10 protein-coding genes are annotated in these 17503 nt (G+C 58.4%); 9 read left to right on the forward strand and 1 reads right to left on the reverse strand.

The annotated features are described in order from the left end of the window. Positions 1-126 precede the first annotated feature (126 nt). On the forward strand, positions 127-1953 hold the full coding sequence (gene pglX, locus KQ307_RS12935; protein ID WP_259728210.1) for a BREX-1 system adenine-specific DNA-methyltransferase PglX: 1827 nt from the start codon (positions 127-129) through the stop codon (positions 1951-1953). A gap of 91 nt (positions 1954-2044) precedes the next feature. On the opposite strand, the gene KQ307_RS12940 is transcribed toward pglX, so the two are convergent. Beyond that, entirely contained in the window at positions 2045-2467 is a 423-nt protein-coding gene (locus tag KQ307_RS12940) for a type II toxin-antitoxin system death-on-curing family toxin (protein WP_259728211.1), read from the reverse strand. Positions 2468-2851: 384 nt separating this feature from the next. Between KQ307_RS12940 and KQ307_RS12945 the strand changes: the two genes are divergently transcribed. The 8 genes from KQ307_RS12945 to KQ307_RS12980 all read left to right on the forward strand — a co-directional run bounded on the left by KQ307_RS12945 (position 2852) and on the right by KQ307_RS12980 (position 17187). Beyond that, positions 2852-3106, forward strand: coding sequence for a FitA-like ribbon-helix-helix domain-containing protein (locus tag KQ307_RS12945; protein ID WP_259728212.1), 255 nt, complete (start codon positions 2852-2854; stop codon positions 3104-3106). 9 nt (positions 3107-3115) lie between these two features. Then, positions 3116-3538 carry a type II toxin-antitoxin system VapC family toxin gene (locus KQ307_RS12950; protein ID WP_259728213.1) on the forward strand — a complete coding sequence of 141 codons (423 nt, stop codon included), beginning with the start codon at positions 3116-3118 and terminating at the stop codon, positions 3536-3538. Next, positions 3535-6087: a BREX-1 system phosphatase PglZ type A gene (pglZ, locus tag KQ307_RS12955; protein ID WP_259728214.1), complete on the forward strand. Its 2553-nt coding sequence runs from the start codon at positions 3535-3537 to the stop codon at positions 6085-6087. The genes KQ307_RS12950 and pglZ overlap by 4 nt, the downstream gene beginning before the upstream one ends. A 4-nt stretch (positions 6088-6091) precedes the next feature. After that, positions 6092-8197, forward strand: a complete 2106-nt coding sequence (gene brxL, locus KQ307_RS12960; protein ID WP_259728215.1) for a BREX system Lon protease-like protein BrxL — start codon at positions 6092-6094, stop codon at positions 8195-8197. Positions 8198-8315: 118 nt separating this feature from the next. Beyond that, entirely contained in the window at positions 8316-10538 is a 2223-nt protein-coding gene (locus tag KQ307_RS12965; RefSeq protein WP_259728216.1) for a WYL domain-containing protein, read from the forward strand. A gap of 135 nt (positions 10539-10673) precedes the next feature. Then, a complete protein-coding gene (locus KQ307_RS12970; RefSeq protein WP_259728217.1) occupies positions 10674-11288 on the forward strand; it encodes a DUF4236 domain-containing protein in 615 nt (204 codons plus the stop codon). Between the two features lie 667 nt (positions 11289-11955). Further along, positions 11956-14448, forward strand: a complete 2493-nt coding sequence (locus tag KQ307_RS12975; RefSeq protein ID WP_259728218.1) for a dynamin family protein — start codon at positions 11956-11958, stop codon at positions 14446-14448. A 9-nt stretch (positions 14449-14457) separates the two neighbouring features. Beyond that, a complete protein-coding gene (locus KQ307_RS12980; RefSeq protein ID WP_259728219.1) occupies positions 14458-17187 on the forward strand; it encodes a DEAD/DEAH box helicase in 2730 nt (909 codons plus the stop codon). Positions 17188-17503 lie beyond the last annotated feature (316 nt).

The following is a 17503-nucleotide window of genomic DNA, read 5'->3' on the forward strand; positions in this document are numbered from 1 at the left end:
ATGAGGGGCACCACAAAGAGGGGATAATGGGTTCAAAATCAGCGAAATAGGCTGAATTTGTCAAAATTCCGCAACAAGTCGTTTGGTTTGAACATTTTGCCGGCGTAAGGCGCCGCCAAAGGCTTGTTGACCAGAGCTTCCTTAGTCCACGTCGGGTGGAATTGCTTCCCAGACGGACATACGTATAACCGCGGCGTGGGTTTTATCATGCGTAAATCCAAGCCCGTTGCGTCAAGGGGGGTTTATATCAACCTCTCTGACGCCCCGGCAGCAGCAGACAAACGAGTGCTTCTTGAACAGCGTCTTGTTAGTGGTGAGGCATCGTATGGAGTTGCACAAGACTCATTCGCGGATATCCCTGGCAAGCCTATTGCCTATTGGATATCGGAGAGGATTCTGAATGCTTTCCGGTCCAGTAAAACATTAGCCGATATTTTAGACGCCCGGGAGGGCATGTCTACGGGTAGTAACGCTACTCACGTTCGCTTGTGGTGGGAGCCGTGCATTAGTCAGATCGGGTTCGGATGCGCATCTCGTGAAAATGCAATGAAGACAGAGAAGAAATGGTTTCCATATAACAAAGGCGGGCCGCAACGTCGTTGGTATGGAAATTCCGAGCACATTGTGAACTGGGAGAACGATGGCATTAGACTCCAAACAGGCCTAGACCCAAGTGGAACCCGTATTTGGGCGCACAACTTCAATCTCTCGTATATCTTTCGTCCATCTGTCTCGTGGGGTGATATCACCACGAGAGGGCTTTCGGGTAGATTCTTCGGACCCGGCTATCTTTTTGATGCGACAGGGTTAAGCGCATTCTCGGACCTCCAAAATCATATTCTTATTGGATTATCACTTTTGAATTCAAGCGTTGGCCACACGTTTGCGGACGTCCTCAATCCAACTTTGCACTTCAAAAGTGGAGATTTTTCGGAAATTCCTTTACCACCGGAAATCCCTGAAAGAATACCCACTATTGTTCAGGATGCGGTTACCGAAGCCCGCACCGACTGGGACAGCTTTGAGACTTCCTGGGATTTTTCGGGCCTACCGTTGCTGCGCCCGCGGTTGAACAGCGCGACCCTGGAGGCGAGATGGCGGAATTGGGAAGCGCTGTGCACCGCAGCCATCCGCCGGATGCAGGAGCTGGAGACAGAGAACAACCGGCTCCTTATCACTGCCTATGGCCTTGACGGTGAGCTGTCGCCTGAAGTCCCTGAGGAGCAAATCACCCTCGCCCGTGCCGATGCCCGCGCGGATATGGCTGCCTTCCTCTCCTATGCCGTCGGCTGCATGATGGGCCGCTACAGCCTCGATCAGAACGGCCTGATCCTGGCTGATTCCCGCGAAAGCCAGGCTGACCACCTCGCTGCTTACGAAGGCAAGGTCGGCAAGCCCGTCACGGAAATTCAGTTCAAGCCCGACCCAGACGGGATCCTCCCTGTGCTCGATGGCGAGTGGTTTGATGACGACATCATCGCCCGCAGCCGCGAGTTCCTGTCCGTCACCTTCCCAGAGAGTTCCCTGACCGAGAACCTGCGTTTCATCGAAACTTCTCTCGGAAAAGACTTGCGCAAATACTTTTGCTCAGACTTCTACAAAGACCACCTGCAGACCTACAAGAAGCGGCCGATCTACTGGCTTGTGCAGAGCCCCAACAAAGGCTTCAGCTGCCTGATCTACCTGCACCGCTACACCAAAGACACGCTCAACCTGGTGCTCAATAATTACTTGCGGCCCTACCTGCTCAAGCTGGAGGCTCGCCAGCGTCAGCTTGAACTCGATCATGCCGACGATTCCCTGCCCAACAAGGAACGCGCCGCCTCCCGCAAGGAGCTCGACAAGATTGTCAAGGTGCTGTGCTGCGCGAATGCCAGGACTGGGAACGTGATGCACTCCTTCCCTTGGCCCAGCAACGCATCGAACTCGATCTCGATGATGGTGTTAAGGTGAACTATCTCAAGCTAACTGGCGTGCTGGCGCCGATCCCGGGGCTGGCGGCGAAGGAGGACTAGCGCGGATTCGAGCGTTCAACGACCAATCACTACCTGGTGATCACTGAGGCTCGGATCCAACTCGTCAACTTACTCATCTGTTCCTCTTGGTCGGCTGGTACACTAGCGGAAATGGTGAGAATCTGGGTAACAAGATCATCATTGGAAGGACGCCAGTTGATTCCATTGGCTCCAAGAAAAAGACCACCTGAAATAGCGGACACCCTCTTGTTTCCATCATTGAAGCAGTGGTTTTTGGCAAAACCATAGATCAAGGTCGCGGCTAGATGGATGAGGGTCACATCAGGCTGATACCACAGAAGGTTTTTGGGACGTTGGAGTGTGGATGTAAGTCTGCCTTTGCCACCCAGTGCAAAGCCCTGCAACCCACCATGAAGCTCGATTGTGACGTTATGGAAGTAGAGGATCTCGGCTTCCGTCGGCCAATGCACGATCGCCGGATCAACGCTCACTCAGCCAGGCGTTGGAGTGCCTGGTCGTATCTCCGCACGAAAGCCATGCCGATGTCAACGATCTCTGGGCGTATCGCTCGTTTGTTATTTGTCTGCGGCACTATTTTAAGTCGGCGTATGAGGCGAGCAGTGCCAAATTCAGAAAACCCAATAACCTGAAAGCGAATGCTCGAGGATTGTTTGAGGGCAGCAGGACCTAGCCGGCGAATGGACCACCGAATCCCGGACCTAAGGCCCCTTCCGCCTTGGTTCACACCGCGCAGAAGCCGTGTGCCCACACCTGCACCCCTGTTGGACTAGAAGAAATCTAACGGAGGGAGGACGAGCCTGCCCATCAATGATTGCGTAGATAGCATTGCTATCACCCTTCTCAGGCAGTAGCTGATGGCCTCTCTCACCATCCGCAACCTCGACGACGGCCTCAAGGCACAGCTGCGACTCCAGGCCGCGCGCCATGGACGATCGATGGAGGAAGAGGTTCGCGTCATCCTGGCTGAAGCACTCACAGTCCCGTCACCATCCGCAGACGCCGCAGTGGGTCTGGGCAGCCGCATCCGCGCCCACTTCGCCGAGCTGGGTGGTGTGGAGCTTGACCTGCCGCCGCGGATCTCCAGCCCCGAACCGGCTGAGCTCACCTGATCGGCACCGATGGTCCTGCTCGACACCAACGTCCTTTCTGAGCTGATGCGCCCAGACCCCCACCCAGCCGTGCTCGCCTGGAGCGATCAGCTCGACCCCGAAGCCGTCGGCATCACGGCAATGAACGAGGCCGAGATCCTGCATGGCCTGGCCCGTCTGCCGCGAGGTCGGCGCCGCCAAAGCCTTGAGGAGCGCTGGGAGCAATTGGTGCCAGCCTTTTTCTCAGGCAGGGTGTTCAGCTTCGATCGCATGGCTGCCCACTGGTATGCCCAACTGCTTCATCAACGTGGTGTCATCGGTCGGCCGATGGCCACCGCCGATGCGGTGATCGCCGCCACCGCCCTGGCTCTTGGCGCCACCCTGGCCACCCGCAACACAGCTGATTTCGCAGGTGTGGGCCTTCCGTTGATCAACCCCTGGCCCACGCCATGACAGCCTTTCCCGCCACCACCCGCATCCACGACAGCCTTGATGTGGCCCTGGCCCGCAAAAGGGTCGTGCTCTGGTACGACGCCGCTGGTGAATGGAGCGAGTCCTTCGACAGCTACACCGGCAACGGCGTTGAAAAACGGCGGGTGGAGGGTGATGAATTCGCCAGCAAGGTGATGATCGCCCGCAGCCCCAGCCATCAGCGCTTCCTTCTTTACATCCCCAGTGAGAAGCCCGATGAAAAAGACAACTGGCTGCTGGATCTGCTCCTTGCTGGCCATGAGTTCAAGGCCGACCGCGCCTCCCTCGACATCCAGGACGCGGGCCTCACCCTGGAGTTCCGCGACCTGGCCAAGCAGCACAGCGCCTTCTTCCGCTCAATGGTGCGCACGCAGAAGCTCAAGGAGCAGCTGCGCTCCACCGATGACGCCGACTCGATTCGGCTCAAGATGATGGCGGTATTGGCAGGGGTTCCCGCCGATATCGACAAGCTGCTGCTCCATTTCCTCAGCCAATTGGAGACTGGCGCCCTCGATCTCAACGACCCACTGGTTGAGCTACTGAGTGACATCGATGCCAAAGGGAAAGATAGTCTGCAGTTGGTTCATCCGTTCTGGCAGGCAGTCAACAAAAAGTTCCGCAAGCCTGACGAACCAACCTTCTCCTCTCTGCGGGATTTTGTCACCACCTTCTTTCGCAGTGTTAATCCACTGGAGAAGCAGCCCCTGTTGCAACCCCACGCCCGCGTCTTCCTCAGCTTCTGGAAAGACAGCCTCAGCAGCCGCCCTGCCTTTGAGACCTGGTCTGCCCTGCTGGCCGAGACCCTCCAGATCGAGGCCCAGCTCGCTGATGCTCCCGATCCTCAGCTTGGTGATGACGACACTTTCGAGTTGTTTGATCGCTACACCCTTCACCGCCTGGTGCAGGGCTTCGAGGGCGAGGAACCTGCAGGCAGCCTGCTGGAGTTGATCCGCTCGCGCCGCAGCTCCACCTGGTTCGAGAAACACCGCCGCGGCTATCAGGCGATCGAGCAGGCGATTCAGCTCCGCAGCCTCCTCGCGGTAGCCGATCTCAACGTTTCCTCGCTTGACCATGGCCTTCAGCTCTACACCGAGCGTTGGTGGCGGATCGATCAGGCCTACCGCCTCTGCATCGCCAACTTGCGCACCTACGGCCAGCCCGGGTTGATGGAAGGGCTCAAGAGTTGGGTGGAAAGCCATTACGTCAACAACTTTCTGCTGCCGCTTTCCGATCGCTGGAGTGATCAGGTGGCCAAGCTCACCACCTGGAGCGCAGAAGCCCTGCCGCGGCAGCAGGAGTTCCATGCCCGCTTCGTGAATCCCCTGCTGAGCAAAGGCCAGCGGATGTTCGTGGTGATCTCCGATGCCCTTCGCTATGAAGCTGCCTGTGAGCTGGCCCAGCAGTTCACCCAGGGCAAGGGCTGGAGCACCCAGGTGGAGGCTCTCTTTGGTTCCTTGCCCAGCTATACCCAGCTGGGGATGGCCTCCTTGTTGCCCGGTGCCCAGATCACCATCAACCCCGCGGATGCCACCGTGGCGATCGATGGCCAAAGCGCCAGTGGCACCGACAACCGCGACAAGATCCTCAAGGCCCACACCAATGGCCGCGCCAAGGCGATCCAGGCGGAGGAATTCCTTGGTCTCAACAGCCGCACCGATGGCCGGGCGCTCACCAAGGATCACGACCTGATCGTGATTTACCACAACCGCATCGATCGGGTGGGCGACAAGCGCGACACCGAGGCAAACACCTTCGAGGCGGTGGAGCAGGCCTTCGAGGAACTGCAGGCGATCCTGCGCAAGATCGCCAACCTCAACGGCAGCAACGTGGTGATCACGGCGGATCACGGCTTCCTCTTCCAGCAGACGGCGGTTGATGAGGGCGACAAGGCCGTCTTCCCGAAAGCCGATGCCCTGACCTACAAGAGCCGCCGCTTTGCCTTCGGGGAAGAAATCGATCCAGCCAAAGGGCTGAAGGTCTTCACAGCCCAGGCTCTCGGCTTCATGGGCACATGGAGTGCTGTGTTCCCCCTGTCCCTGGGGCGTTTTCCGATCAAGGGCTCGGGTTCACGCTTCGTGCATGGCGGCCCCTCCCTGCAGGAGGTGGTGGTGCCGGTGATCAAGCTCAAGCGCGAGCGCAAGGACGACTCCCGCCTGGTGGAAGTGGAGGTGTTGCGGGTGCCCGCCAAGGTCACCACGGGGAAGGTGCCGGTGTCCCTGTTCCAGCGGGAGCCCGCCGGCCCCAAGGTGCTGCCGATCAGCCTGCGGCTGGCCCTCTACGCCAAGGCCGATGGCACGCTGTTGTGCGAACCCAAGACTCTGGTCTTCGATTCCACAGCCGCCGAGCCGCGCGAGCGTGAACAGCGGCTGGAGTTGCTGCTCTCCAATGCGGCCGAGGCCTACAACAACCAGCCCATCGAGCTGCGCTTCGAACGCTGGGTGGCGGGCGTGAACGACCCGGTGCCGGATCCGAGCAAGACTGTGGAGCTGAAGCTGCAATGGGCCTTCGGAAACGACTTCGATGATTTCTGAGCCCATGACCACCACCAACGCCGAGAGCACAGGCAGCGTTGACGAAGCCTCCGGACGGACGCCCAGCCCCCTGGACCAGAAAATCCTCGAGCACTTCCCCGGCTTGGTGGTCCGCAAGGACCTCACCACCGAGCTCAAGCAGAACGCGGTGGTTCCCACCTACGTGCTCGAGTACCTGCTCGGCCAGCACTGCGCCACTGACGATCCCACCCTGATCGCAGAGGGGCTGGAAACGGTCCGGCGCATCCTCGCCAAGCACTACGTGCACCGCAACCAGGCGGAACTTGTGAAATCCACGATCAAGGAGCGCGGTACCCACAAGGTGATCGACAAACTCACCGTGGAGCTCAACGACAAGGGCGGCTTCTACGAGGTGGAGTTCACCAACCTCGGTCTCAAGAAGGTCCCCATTGCTGTGGACTTCATCAAGCGCTACCCCAAGCTGTTGGTGGGCGGCATCTGGGCGATCACCGATGTGGAATACGAACTCCCCGCCGACCCCAAAGCCAGCCCCTGGCAGATCTCCTCGGTGAAACCGATCCAGGTGGCGGGGGTCAATCACGACGAATTCCTCGCCGCTCGCGCCCAGTTCAGCACCGACGAGTGGATGGACGTGCTGATGCAGAGCGTGGGATTCAACCCCGAGCACTTCAGCCGCCGCGCCAAGCTTCTCACCCTGATCCGGCTGATCCCCTACTGCGAGCGCAACTACAACCTGTTGGAGCTGGGTCCCAAGGGAACGGGTAAATCCCACATCTTTGCCGAGTTCTCCCCCCACGGCATGCTGATTTCAGGCTCGGAGGTCACCGCACCGAAGCTGTTCGTGAGCAACGCCAACGGCAAGATTGGCCTGGTGGGCTACTGGGATTGCATCTGCTTCGACGAGTTCGCAGGTAAGGACAAGAAGGTGGATAAGACATTGGTGGACATCATGAAAAACTACATGGCCAACCGCACCTTCTCGCGGGGAATCGAGCAGCTCACCGCAGAAGCCTCGATGGTGTTCATGGGCAACACCCAGAAGTCGGTGGCTTACATGCTGAAGCACTCTCACTTCTATGAGCCGCTGCCCGATAAATACATCGACTCGGCCTTTCTCGATCGCATCCATGCCTTCAACCCCGGCTGGGAGGTGGCCCCAGTGCGGCATGAGTTGTTCTGCACCGGTTATGGCTTCGTGGTCGACTACATCGCCGAGGTACTCAAGCACCTGCGCACCGAGGACTACACCGGCCTCTACAAGCAGCATTTCGAGATCAGCTCGGAAGTCTCGACCCGCGACCAGACCGGCTTCGAGAAGACCTTCTCCGGCCTGATGAAGATCCTCCACCCCAACGGCAAGGCCACCCCCGAGGAGATCGCCGAACTGCTGGAGTTCGCCATGGAATGCCGCCGCCGCGTGCGCGAGCAGATCCTGCGCATCGACGACACCTTCCGAACGAACGACTTTGTCTACCGCTCGCTCAATGGCGGCACCACGGTCACGGTGCTGACGCCGGAGGAGAAGCAGTTTCCGGCGTTTGCTGGGCCCAGGCCTGAACCGGCGACTGACGACGATTCCCCTGCCGCACCTGGCGTTCCCGAATCAGCACCCCCCGCTGGAGCACCAACCACTCCAGAAGCGAAACAGCAACACCTTGTGGTGCCTGAGAACGCCAAGGGATGGAGCTATCGGCGCCTCTTCGGCGACTACTTGGTGGGGGCGCAGAAGATCGTGATCAAGGACCCCTATATCCGGGCCTTTCACCAGATCCGCAACCTTGTGGAGTTCCTGCGCATGGTCAACGAGATCACCCCACTCGGGGATGAGGTGCGCGTACACCTGATCACCTCTTCCGATCCTGAAACACTGGAGAAGCAGAAGGACAACCTCACCCAGGTCGCGGAGTCATTCAGCGGCACGGCCACTCCCTTTAGCTGGGAGATTGAAGCCAGCCCCAACTTCCATGCCCGCAGCATCACGACAGACACCGGCTGGAAAATCAGCCTCGATCGAGGCCTTGACATCTTCCAGTGGTTCGAATACTCGCAGTTGAGCGCTGCCGCCACACTCCAGGAGGCACGCCTTGTTAAGGGCTGTGAGTTGAGCTCCTTCAAAAGCACAATCTGACCAGGCCGGGGAAAGAAGCCAAGGCACAGGCCAAGAATTTCTTTGTGCGAAAGACCAGTAGCAAGAGCCATGCTTGGCTCGACACTGGAGGCCCGATAGTCCTTCGCAGGTAACTAGATTGCGCTGCCACCTCCTGATCGGTCCTCCGGCCAGCGGCAAGACCACCCTGGCCCGGGTACTGGCTCCCTTGATCTCTGAGCCTGGTGAGCCTCCGGCTCTGGTGCTCTCCACCGACGCGATCCGCGCTGAGGTCTTCGGGGATGCCGCGGTGCAGGGGCCCTGGAGCACCATTCAGCAGCACCTGCACCAGCGCCTGCAGGCGGCCGTGACCAGCGGTATCCCGGTGATCATCGATGCCACCCATGCCAGGCGGCCCTGGCGCCTGGCCATCACCCAGGCCCTTGAGCTTCCCGTCCCAGTGGAGTGGATCGGCTGGTGGTTGTTCACCCCCCTGGCCACCTGCCTGGAGTGGAACCAGCGTCGCCAGCGCCTGGTGCCCGAGCCCGTGATCAAGGAGCTGGCGGCGGCCCTCGCCGATCAGAGCTTCGGGCCCAGCCGCGCCGAAGGGTTTGCCGCCGTTGTGTCCCTTGTGCCCACCCATCACAGCGAATTGGAGCCTGTCCTGCGCGAGGAGCTGGCCCGGCTCGAACGCCGCATCCGTTCAGCCACCAACCGTGAAAAGCAGGTCGTGCGGCATGGCTATTCCCGTCTGCTGGATCTCGAACGGCTGCTCTATCTGCTGCGCCTGCTGAGCTGCTTCCCCGACCTGGCCGGCAACGATTCCGCCACAGCCTCCGACCTGGAGGCCATCGTTTCACCATTGCCCGAGGGCGATCTGGCCGATCGGGCTGCTGCCCTGCTGCGACGCCTGCACGGTGATTGCTACGGCGATGCATTGGCTCTCCGCAGTGATCTCGCCTGGCTGGAACAGCAGGGGTTCACCTCCGCCCTACCCGTTAACGCCCCAATCCAACTCCCCAAAGTGGGGCCGCTCTTATCGCCCGGGCAGCGTTCGGCGCTGCCGACTGCGGGTGGTGTGAATGGCGGCCACCCTCCCTTGGGGGATGCTCAGGTGTTCATCCGGGTCTTCACCCTGCTGCGCCATGTGTTGCAGCAGCCGTTCGATCGGGAACGTGGCAGCGATCTACCCGCACACCTGATCGCAGCAATGGAAAACGTCCCCGGTGCCTACTTGCCAGGAGAGGCCGCCACCCTGCGCAAGGACCTGGAAAAGCTGCTCACGCCCTATGGCTTCCGCGCTCGCAACGACAACGTTCGCCACGGCTATGCCCTGGGCACGGCCCTGCTTTCGGCGCCCCGCCTACGGGAAATCCATGGGGTGGTGCGTCAGGCGGCCGCTCGCCTCGGTGATCCATCGGCCCAGGATCTGCTCGCTGAGCTGGAGGAACGGCTGCACTGGGGCGGGATTAACCCCACTACCTCCGCACCCGTGCGCACCTACGCCAACCACTCCGTGGTGGATGCAGCCCTGGTGCGCCCGGATTCGCTCGCAGCTGATCGCCATGGTTACCAACAGGCAGAGGCGATCGAAACGGCGATCCTCGAGCACCGGCGTGTGGTGCTGGAGCGTTTCCCCTCGGTGGCCAGCTTCCCGGGCAGTCCATCGGGTGAACTGCGGGTCTGGCCGCTCCAGCTAATCTTCCACAACATCGGCTGGTATCTCCTGTTTGAGGAGGATGCCGTCGCCCAGCTGCAGGGCTTGATCCGCACCGAACGGCTCGATCGCCTCGCACTGCGCCGCAGTGAGAGCCGCAACCGCCGCGGCGATGACGTTCATCAGCAATCCGTCGAACGGGCCGGGCGATTGCTCCATCTCAGCGGCGGCATCTACTGCGGCGACGATCTCAGCGAGCAACTGGCCGTCACCAGCACCTCAGCGAAGGCTCGGAACCAGCACCTTGTAACCCTGCGCTTCTCCTGTCAGGGCTGGGCCTTCGCCTTCATCCGCGAGGGCGTGTTGCGCTTCCCAATCGAGCGCACCCGCTTCTCACAGCCCCTGGCCGGCGACACCTGGTGGTGCCACCCCAAAGCTCCCCATGTGCTGGAGCCCAACCCCGCCGGCGACAGCCACCCCTACCCGGTGGAACTCGACCTGCCGACCTGGACGGTGCAGCGGGATGTAGACCTACGCAATTGGCTGCTGGGATTCGTCGGCGGCATCCGTATCGAAGCACCTGAATCGATGCGGGAAGAGCACCAGGCCAAGGCCCGCTCAATCCTTGCTGCCTACGGACTCCCTCATGAAGGCAGCCAGTCAGGCCCTGAGAAAGAGGTGGAACCGGCAGTGACCTACTTCCCCAACCGCTTCCGTCGCGATTGATCAGTTGGTTCTTCGCACGGGATCCTCACTACTCCGTCACAAGGGAGGGAATCATGGAAGGAGCTACTCACCGCAACCAATGAGCGGCCATGGGCATTGCCACCAAGCAGCAGTACCAACCCTTCTCCTGATGCCATGCCCCTTCGCTTCCGTCGCAGCACCCGCCTGGGGCCTCTGCGCTTCAACTTCGCCAAAACAGGCCTCAGCTCGATCTCGCTCGGTGGCCCTGGGGCCTCCTTCAACATTCCCGTGGCTCGCTCCGGTGGCGCGCGCACCACGGTGGGGTTGCCCGGCACCGGCCTGAGCTGGAGTGTCGAGCAGGGAGGGGAGGAGCCCATCGGCCGACGCGCAGCCATCCCCGCTGGCCCCGCAGAAGGTCTGCCGAACAGCCGTCGCCTCAGGCCGGGCCAGCTGGATGCGCTCAAGGCGAGCTGCCTGAATCTGCTGCACCAACAGCTGTTCCAGGCCGGCGGCATGGGAGCCCAACTCTGGGAGCTGAGCTTGGTGACCCGCCTGCTGAGCGATCCCACCATCGGTGAGCGCACCAGCGGGCTGCTGGCGGTGATCGAAACCCCAGAAGCGATGGAGGCCTACCTGCTGCGCGCCCAGGGCCAGGACGACCTCAAACGCCGTGCCAAGCGCTGCGTCGAGGCGGTCCAGGAAGCAGGCCGGCTGGCCCGTGCTCGGGGCTGGCTGACTCCGGACAAACCCCGATGGCCCCTGCCGGTAGAACGATGGTTAGTTCATTGATGAGCGCCTACGGCCTCCGCCCCGAGGAGCTGCAGCACCTTCAGCTACGCCAGGGTCACCTCTGGTGCCTGTACGAGAAGGTTGCTGCTCGCGGCAAGTCCAAGCCCAGGGTGCTGCAACTGCTGCCCTGTGATGAATGGCCTGATGGCTGGCGTGTTGAACTCAGGTCTTCCTCCGCCGAAGCGGGGCCTCGGTTGGGGGCCATAGAGCCACAACTTGTTGAACAGGGCCCGCTGGAAGCAGCTGTAGCGGAATTAAGAGGCCTGGGGCAAACACTCGTGCCCTACTCGTGCCGGCACGGCTACGCCCATCGGGCCCAAGTGATCTGCGACCTGTCGCCCAAAGTGGTGGCCACGGCAATGGGCCAGAGCGTACAGACCCACCTAGCTGCCTACAGCCGCTGGTGCGGCGATGACGTGGTCGATGACGCTTTCGCCAAAGCAGAGCTACGACTGGGCCAGAGCCCACGAGTCTGTAGCTCGGGTGAGAGATCCAGGATCCTCACAGCCTCTACCTGGGTTCGTTGCTGGGACTCTCGAGGTGCTGTCCTGAAGTTGCAGACCATCCCAAATTGGCCAACCTCGACCGCCCAAAAAAGGAAATTCACTATAGGGTAAGCAAACATTCCACTGGAAGACAGCAGATCCCAGTCTTTTAAAAGGCAAGAATGAATCCCCAAGAGCTTTTAAATTGGTACGAGAAGTCGGCTCAGCCGTTTCTTGAAAAGCATGCACCTGAAAGACTTGAGGCTGTGCAGGCCGATCAGCAGAGACTCAGCCGCCTGTTGAAAACTAAGGACGAAGTCACAATTTGCTTCCTTGGTAACTCAGGTGTCGGCAAGAGCACGCTGCTAAACGCGCTAGCTGCTGGCGCGAGCCAGATTCTTCCGGCCGGTGGCATTGGTCCGCTAACGGCGCAGGCCACAGAGGTCCGCTACAGCGAAGAAAAGCGCTTTCTCGTCACATACCACCCAAAAAAGAATCTGTGGCGGCTTGCGTTCGCGCTGGAAACTCGGCTGCAAGCTGAACGTCGCAAAGCCAAGAAAGAGACTGACTCGGCTTCTATCGAAGTCCATGACACAGATGCAGATGGTGCACTGTTAGAGTTTGCAAGTGAACTCACACAGGACGAGCTTGCAGAGGCTCTTCAGCAGGCAAATATCGATCCATTAGTTTCAATAGAAGAGGGAGCACCTGAACAAGAAGATGCACTAGAAGGATTCATCAAACAGGCTAAGAATATCGTTTGTGGTAAGCAATTTGCCGAACGACCAATGGAGTATCTGGTAGACGGACTCAGGCTGGCCTGCAGTTACGATCCCAAATGGGGATCAGTAATCGATGCTGTAGATCAGGTGCGAATAGAGCGTATCCGCCAGATCATGCATTCCCCTAAGGATGATCGACGCTATGAGCGAAGGGAGGGCTGTGACCCTCGAGGCTTTCAGGAGGATATGACAGCACACGCAGCAGGTTTTCTCTCACCGCTGATTGAACGTATCGAGGTGGGCTGGCCATCGGACTTACTAAAGTCTGGAGTAGTACTCGTGGATTTGCCCGGTGTAGGCATTGCCCAAGACTCTTACCGAGATGTGACCAAGTCTTATGTTCGTGACAAGGCGAGAGCCGTGATCGTCACCGTGGACCGAGCTGGTCCCACGGAGTCCACAATGGACCTGCTTCGCACCAGCGGATATTGGCAACGGCTGGTTGGTGCTGCGGACGATCCAGCAAGCGATGCTTGCTCAATGCTGATTGCTGTCACACGTGTGGATGACGTTACCCAAACGGAGTGGCAAAATCAAACCTTTATCCTCGAAGAGGGTGCACCGAAGCCAAAGAAGAGGGAGGTTTTCGCGCAATTAGTAGAAGAATTCAAGCCGCGCATGAAGGCTCAGATTGTCGAACAGCTTGGCAATATTGGCGACTCGTCCAACGACTCAGTCAATTTGGCACGAGATCAAGCCCGCGCCACCATCATGGATTCACTAGAAATTCATCCGGTCTCGGCGCCTGAGTTGCGTAAAATCCTGCTGGATGATGAAGATGATCGCCCCTTTCTGGCGAGCCCCGAGCAGACGGGTATCCCGCAGCTGCAGGCATCACTAGCCGGTCTCGCGCAACAGGAGACCGAGAGACAACGTTTAGCAATCGAGGAGTTAACTGAGCGCTTAGCGTCAACGCTGATCAGCGAAATGCAACTGATCGAGGCCAAGTGGCAACACGAGAATCGTGCGGCAGAAGAATCTGAAAAACTCGAAAAAGCCATAACACCTATTCTTACTGAAAAAAAGGAGGAATACCGCGTTCGCGCGGCTGGCTTTCGTAACTTTCTGGACGAAACTGTTCCAGCGAAGATTGAAGCCCTAGTTCTAGAAGCTCAGATAGCTGCAGAGAAGGACGTCAAAGATTACCTAACTAGTCTGCGAGGTGCCCATTGGGGCACGCTGCGGGCGGCTGTTCGTCGAGGGGGCACCTTCTATGGAAGCCGGAATATTAACCTTCCAGACGATATCACTGGCTACTTTATGGAGCCTATGGCCGCAGTTTGGGGACAAAAACTATTGCGAGTCATTCGTGCTAAGACGGCTGACCTCGCAAGCGATACCGTGCAGCTGGTGCAGGAGCTTTGCAATTGTGCCATTGAGCAAGGGGGTGCGACAATCAAAAAGCAACTCTTACAGGCCCAACAAGATCGCATTGCCGCCCTGGCAAAACAGATCAAGACAGTTGGCAAAGAAGCCGTCGATGAGCTACGTCAGACTGTGAAGTCAGAGTTGTCAACAACCATCAGACAGCCGATCAAAAGCGCATGCGAGCAGTTCGTCAGTAATGGCAATGACATTGGTCCGGGTGTAAAAGTACGCATCTTGGACTTATTCTCAGATCTTGCTAAAGTGGCAACGTCTGCTGCCAAAGATCCTGCCATTCGCATTCTTCAGGAGAATGCAACTCGTGTCCGAATAGAAATACAGCATGAGTTAATGAAGGGTGGTGATCCTTTACAAGACACGGCTGATCTAATCATTGAAAGCCACGAGGCACGAGTCCGGCGGTCCGACTCTCAGAAGCGCAAAATCATTTTAACTGAAGTTCGCTCAGTGATCGTTAGCTTCCCTGGCAGACCGCTCTGCACAATGGAATCTGAGGCTACTCATTAGAGGTTATCGATGCTTTTTGAATACGCAGGACATCAAAGGGCCTTGTTAAGAACAGTAGAAGACTTTGGCTTTGTAACGTACGACTTGGTCGGTATCCCAAGGCGGCTTTGTGAAGTGGATTCACTTCCTCCACTGGTTGAGACCAACGTCGACAAGCGTCGAACGAAGCAGCTCCCCACTCCAGCTGCTGAACTAGCTCGCTTGGAGCTTGCAGAAGGAGATGGGTGGCTGTCACTCTCTGCAAGGACTCTGGCGCGAGTGTACGCCGCATTCCTTGTAGCGGAGGATCCCCAGCGTCGACTGGATGCCCGTAAAGCAGCCACACTCATGCATCAGGTCAGCCTGGTACAGCACATTCTGCAGAGTCCGGAGCTTAAGAAGGTCCTTATTGGTGACGAGGTTGGGCTCGGAAAGACCATCGAGGCGGGACTGATCGTTCGACAGCTGCTTGAAAGAGACTCCCGAACCAGGATTTTGTACCTAGCGCCAGCGAGGTTGGTCAGTAATGTTGCTCGCGAGTTTCGTCAAAAGCTCGACATCGACGCCCGCGTGTGGGTAGCTGGCTCAAGCTCCGATGCCCGCATTGATAATGACCGAGTCGTCATCGCAAGTATCCACAAAGCTGTCTTCGGAGACAACCTGGAAAGAGTGGTTAAAGGTGGCCCCTGGGACGTCCTCATTGTTGATGAATGCCATCATCTTTCTGACTGGAGTCCCTCTGGAGGCAAGCCCAACCAATCCTTCAAGTTGGTCAGTCAGCTCATCAAGAGTCAGCCGGAGGAAGGGCGTCTCATCCTCATGAGCGGTACTCCACATCAGGGTAGCGAGACCAGATTTCGCAACATACTGAGGTTGCTCTCTGATGACGGGAAAGACATCAAAGGTGCAGCCGGTCGAGTCATCTTCCGTACAAAAGATCGTGTACGGGACTGGCGAGGAGCTCCACTCTTTCCTTCTCGTGACATCCGTAAACCTGTTGTTGTGGAGCTTGGAGAGCGATACAAGGATTGGTACTCTTTGGTGGCACAGCTCTATGACATTGATGGGCTAAATGGAGTCCGGCTTCGTGCGGCGGGTTGGGCGAAGGGTCAGGCGCTCCAGTGGGCTGCCTCCAGCGTCCAAGCTGGGCTTGGCTTTCTTATACGGCTTGCTATCAGACGCCTGAACTGGTCTTTGCAAGACCCTTCCCTCAGCGCCGCCCTCGCGGCCCTGCGCCCCTATCGGGGTGGTGCAACAGATGAGCCGTTGCCGACGTTGTTTGATCGCCTTGTCAAGCAAGTGGGTAGTTCCGTCCTTCAACAGATTGGTGAGGAGGATGAGGAGGACTGGGACGAAGAAGTGTGGCGCCCGGACCCGAACGTGCTGGCACAGTTGCTCAATCAGGGCGTGGAGTTGATCCAAAGTGGCTCCTCTCAAGCCAAGTGGGACGCTGTCTGTGACTTGATCGACCGGTTTGAGGGTGAGAAGGTCGTGCTGTTTGCGCAGCCAGTAGAAACGGTTTCCGTCGTGGCCGCGGTCTTGGAACAGCGCTACGGCATCAAGCCAGCGATCATCATTGGCAACCAGCCTGATCATGAGCGCACGGCACAAGTCGCCCGCTTCCAATCTGACGATGGCCCCCGGTTTCTTGTGTCGTCAAAGGCTGGTGGCGAAGGGCTCAATATGCAGCGTGCCAGGTATCTTATACATCTGGACGTTCCATGGAACCCCATGGATCTGGAACAGCGAATTGGCCGAGTCCATCGGTTTGGGTCGCGCAAGACCATTGTGGTTGACACCGTGGTGGCTGCAGGTAGCCGTGAAATCGATATGTACCGCATTGCGCGGGACAAGCTTGCATTGGTGGCACGCCATCTCGCCCCTGACCAGTTCGAGACGTTATTTAGCCGTGTCATGTCTCTCGTTCCTCCAAAGGAGTTGGAGGCCATCTTGGGTGACGTCTCTGGATCGCTTGACCTAGGGACACCTGAGGCCGAAGAGATCGGACGGCTGGTGAATGAGGGCTTTCGAACGTGGAGCAGCTTTGACGACACTTACCGGCATCAGGCCGAGCTCATCCGAGCCGCGAACGCGGGAGAGGCTCACTGGGCAGACCTGGGTGCTTTTCTTGTCAAGTACTGCGGTGCCACCGATGGACCCGGTGCAACGTTTTCTTCCTTTGAGTTCTCGAACGATGAAATTGTCGCTGTTGAGGAGAATGTCAGAACGATTCAAGCCAATGGGACGAACTACGCTTGTGGTGATACAGGCGGATTGACTGCCACAGGGTCTGACGGCGTATTCGCTACGAATCTCGGGTTGAACCTGGATTGGGTGCAACGCAGCCTTCGCGAGGTACTAAACCCTAATCGCTCGGCGGGAATGGCATTTGTTAATCGTTCACCCAACATTGAACTGGATGTCAAAGGCAATGATGTCGTAACTTCTCTGTTTTTTCTTAGGCAGCAACTCAGACATGAGGCTGGGCGGTGGACGGAAAACTCGGTGGAGTTGCGGCTCTTCTTGGTGGGGACAGAGACTGCACCTGTAGAGGTGCCTGGAGAGGCGAAGGCCCGGCTAGTTCGAGCACTGAACTCCTCAAGCAGGGTGAAGGATCCTCAGTCATTGCGCACCCGTACAGATCTGCTAGATATAGAGCGAGAGCTCGTGTCCTTGCTCCGAACTCCCTCCGACGAGGAGATTGCCCAGGGAGTACGTTATGCTGTTTGGCCTTTTGCCGCAGTATCCATAGTCCCGTAGCGCAATCTGCACCTTACGCCGCACCGATGAGAAAATATAAGTACCAGGGCTGGCGTTGAAATGCGCTTACCATAGTGCAGTTTAGGGTGCTTGAGTTGATGTCTTAGATTATGGAAGAGGGCCGGGAAGTCCGCGCCTCCTTGTGAGGGCACGTTGCCAGCAAGCCATTTCGCTCAGGGCTTAGGTGTTCCCGAGCAGTTGCTCAGAATTCAGCACTTATCCGAGTGCTCATTTAGGCCTAGAGATGCCTTCGGCTCTAACCAGAGATGGTGGCCTCCATGTTGTCGAGGTGCCACTGCTGCGGGCCCTTCCCCTG

The organism is Synechococcus sp. CS-1326, from assembly GCF_025128115.1.
GTDB lineage: Bacteria > Cyanobacteriota > Cyanobacteriia > PCC-6307 > Cyanobiaceae > Regnicoccus.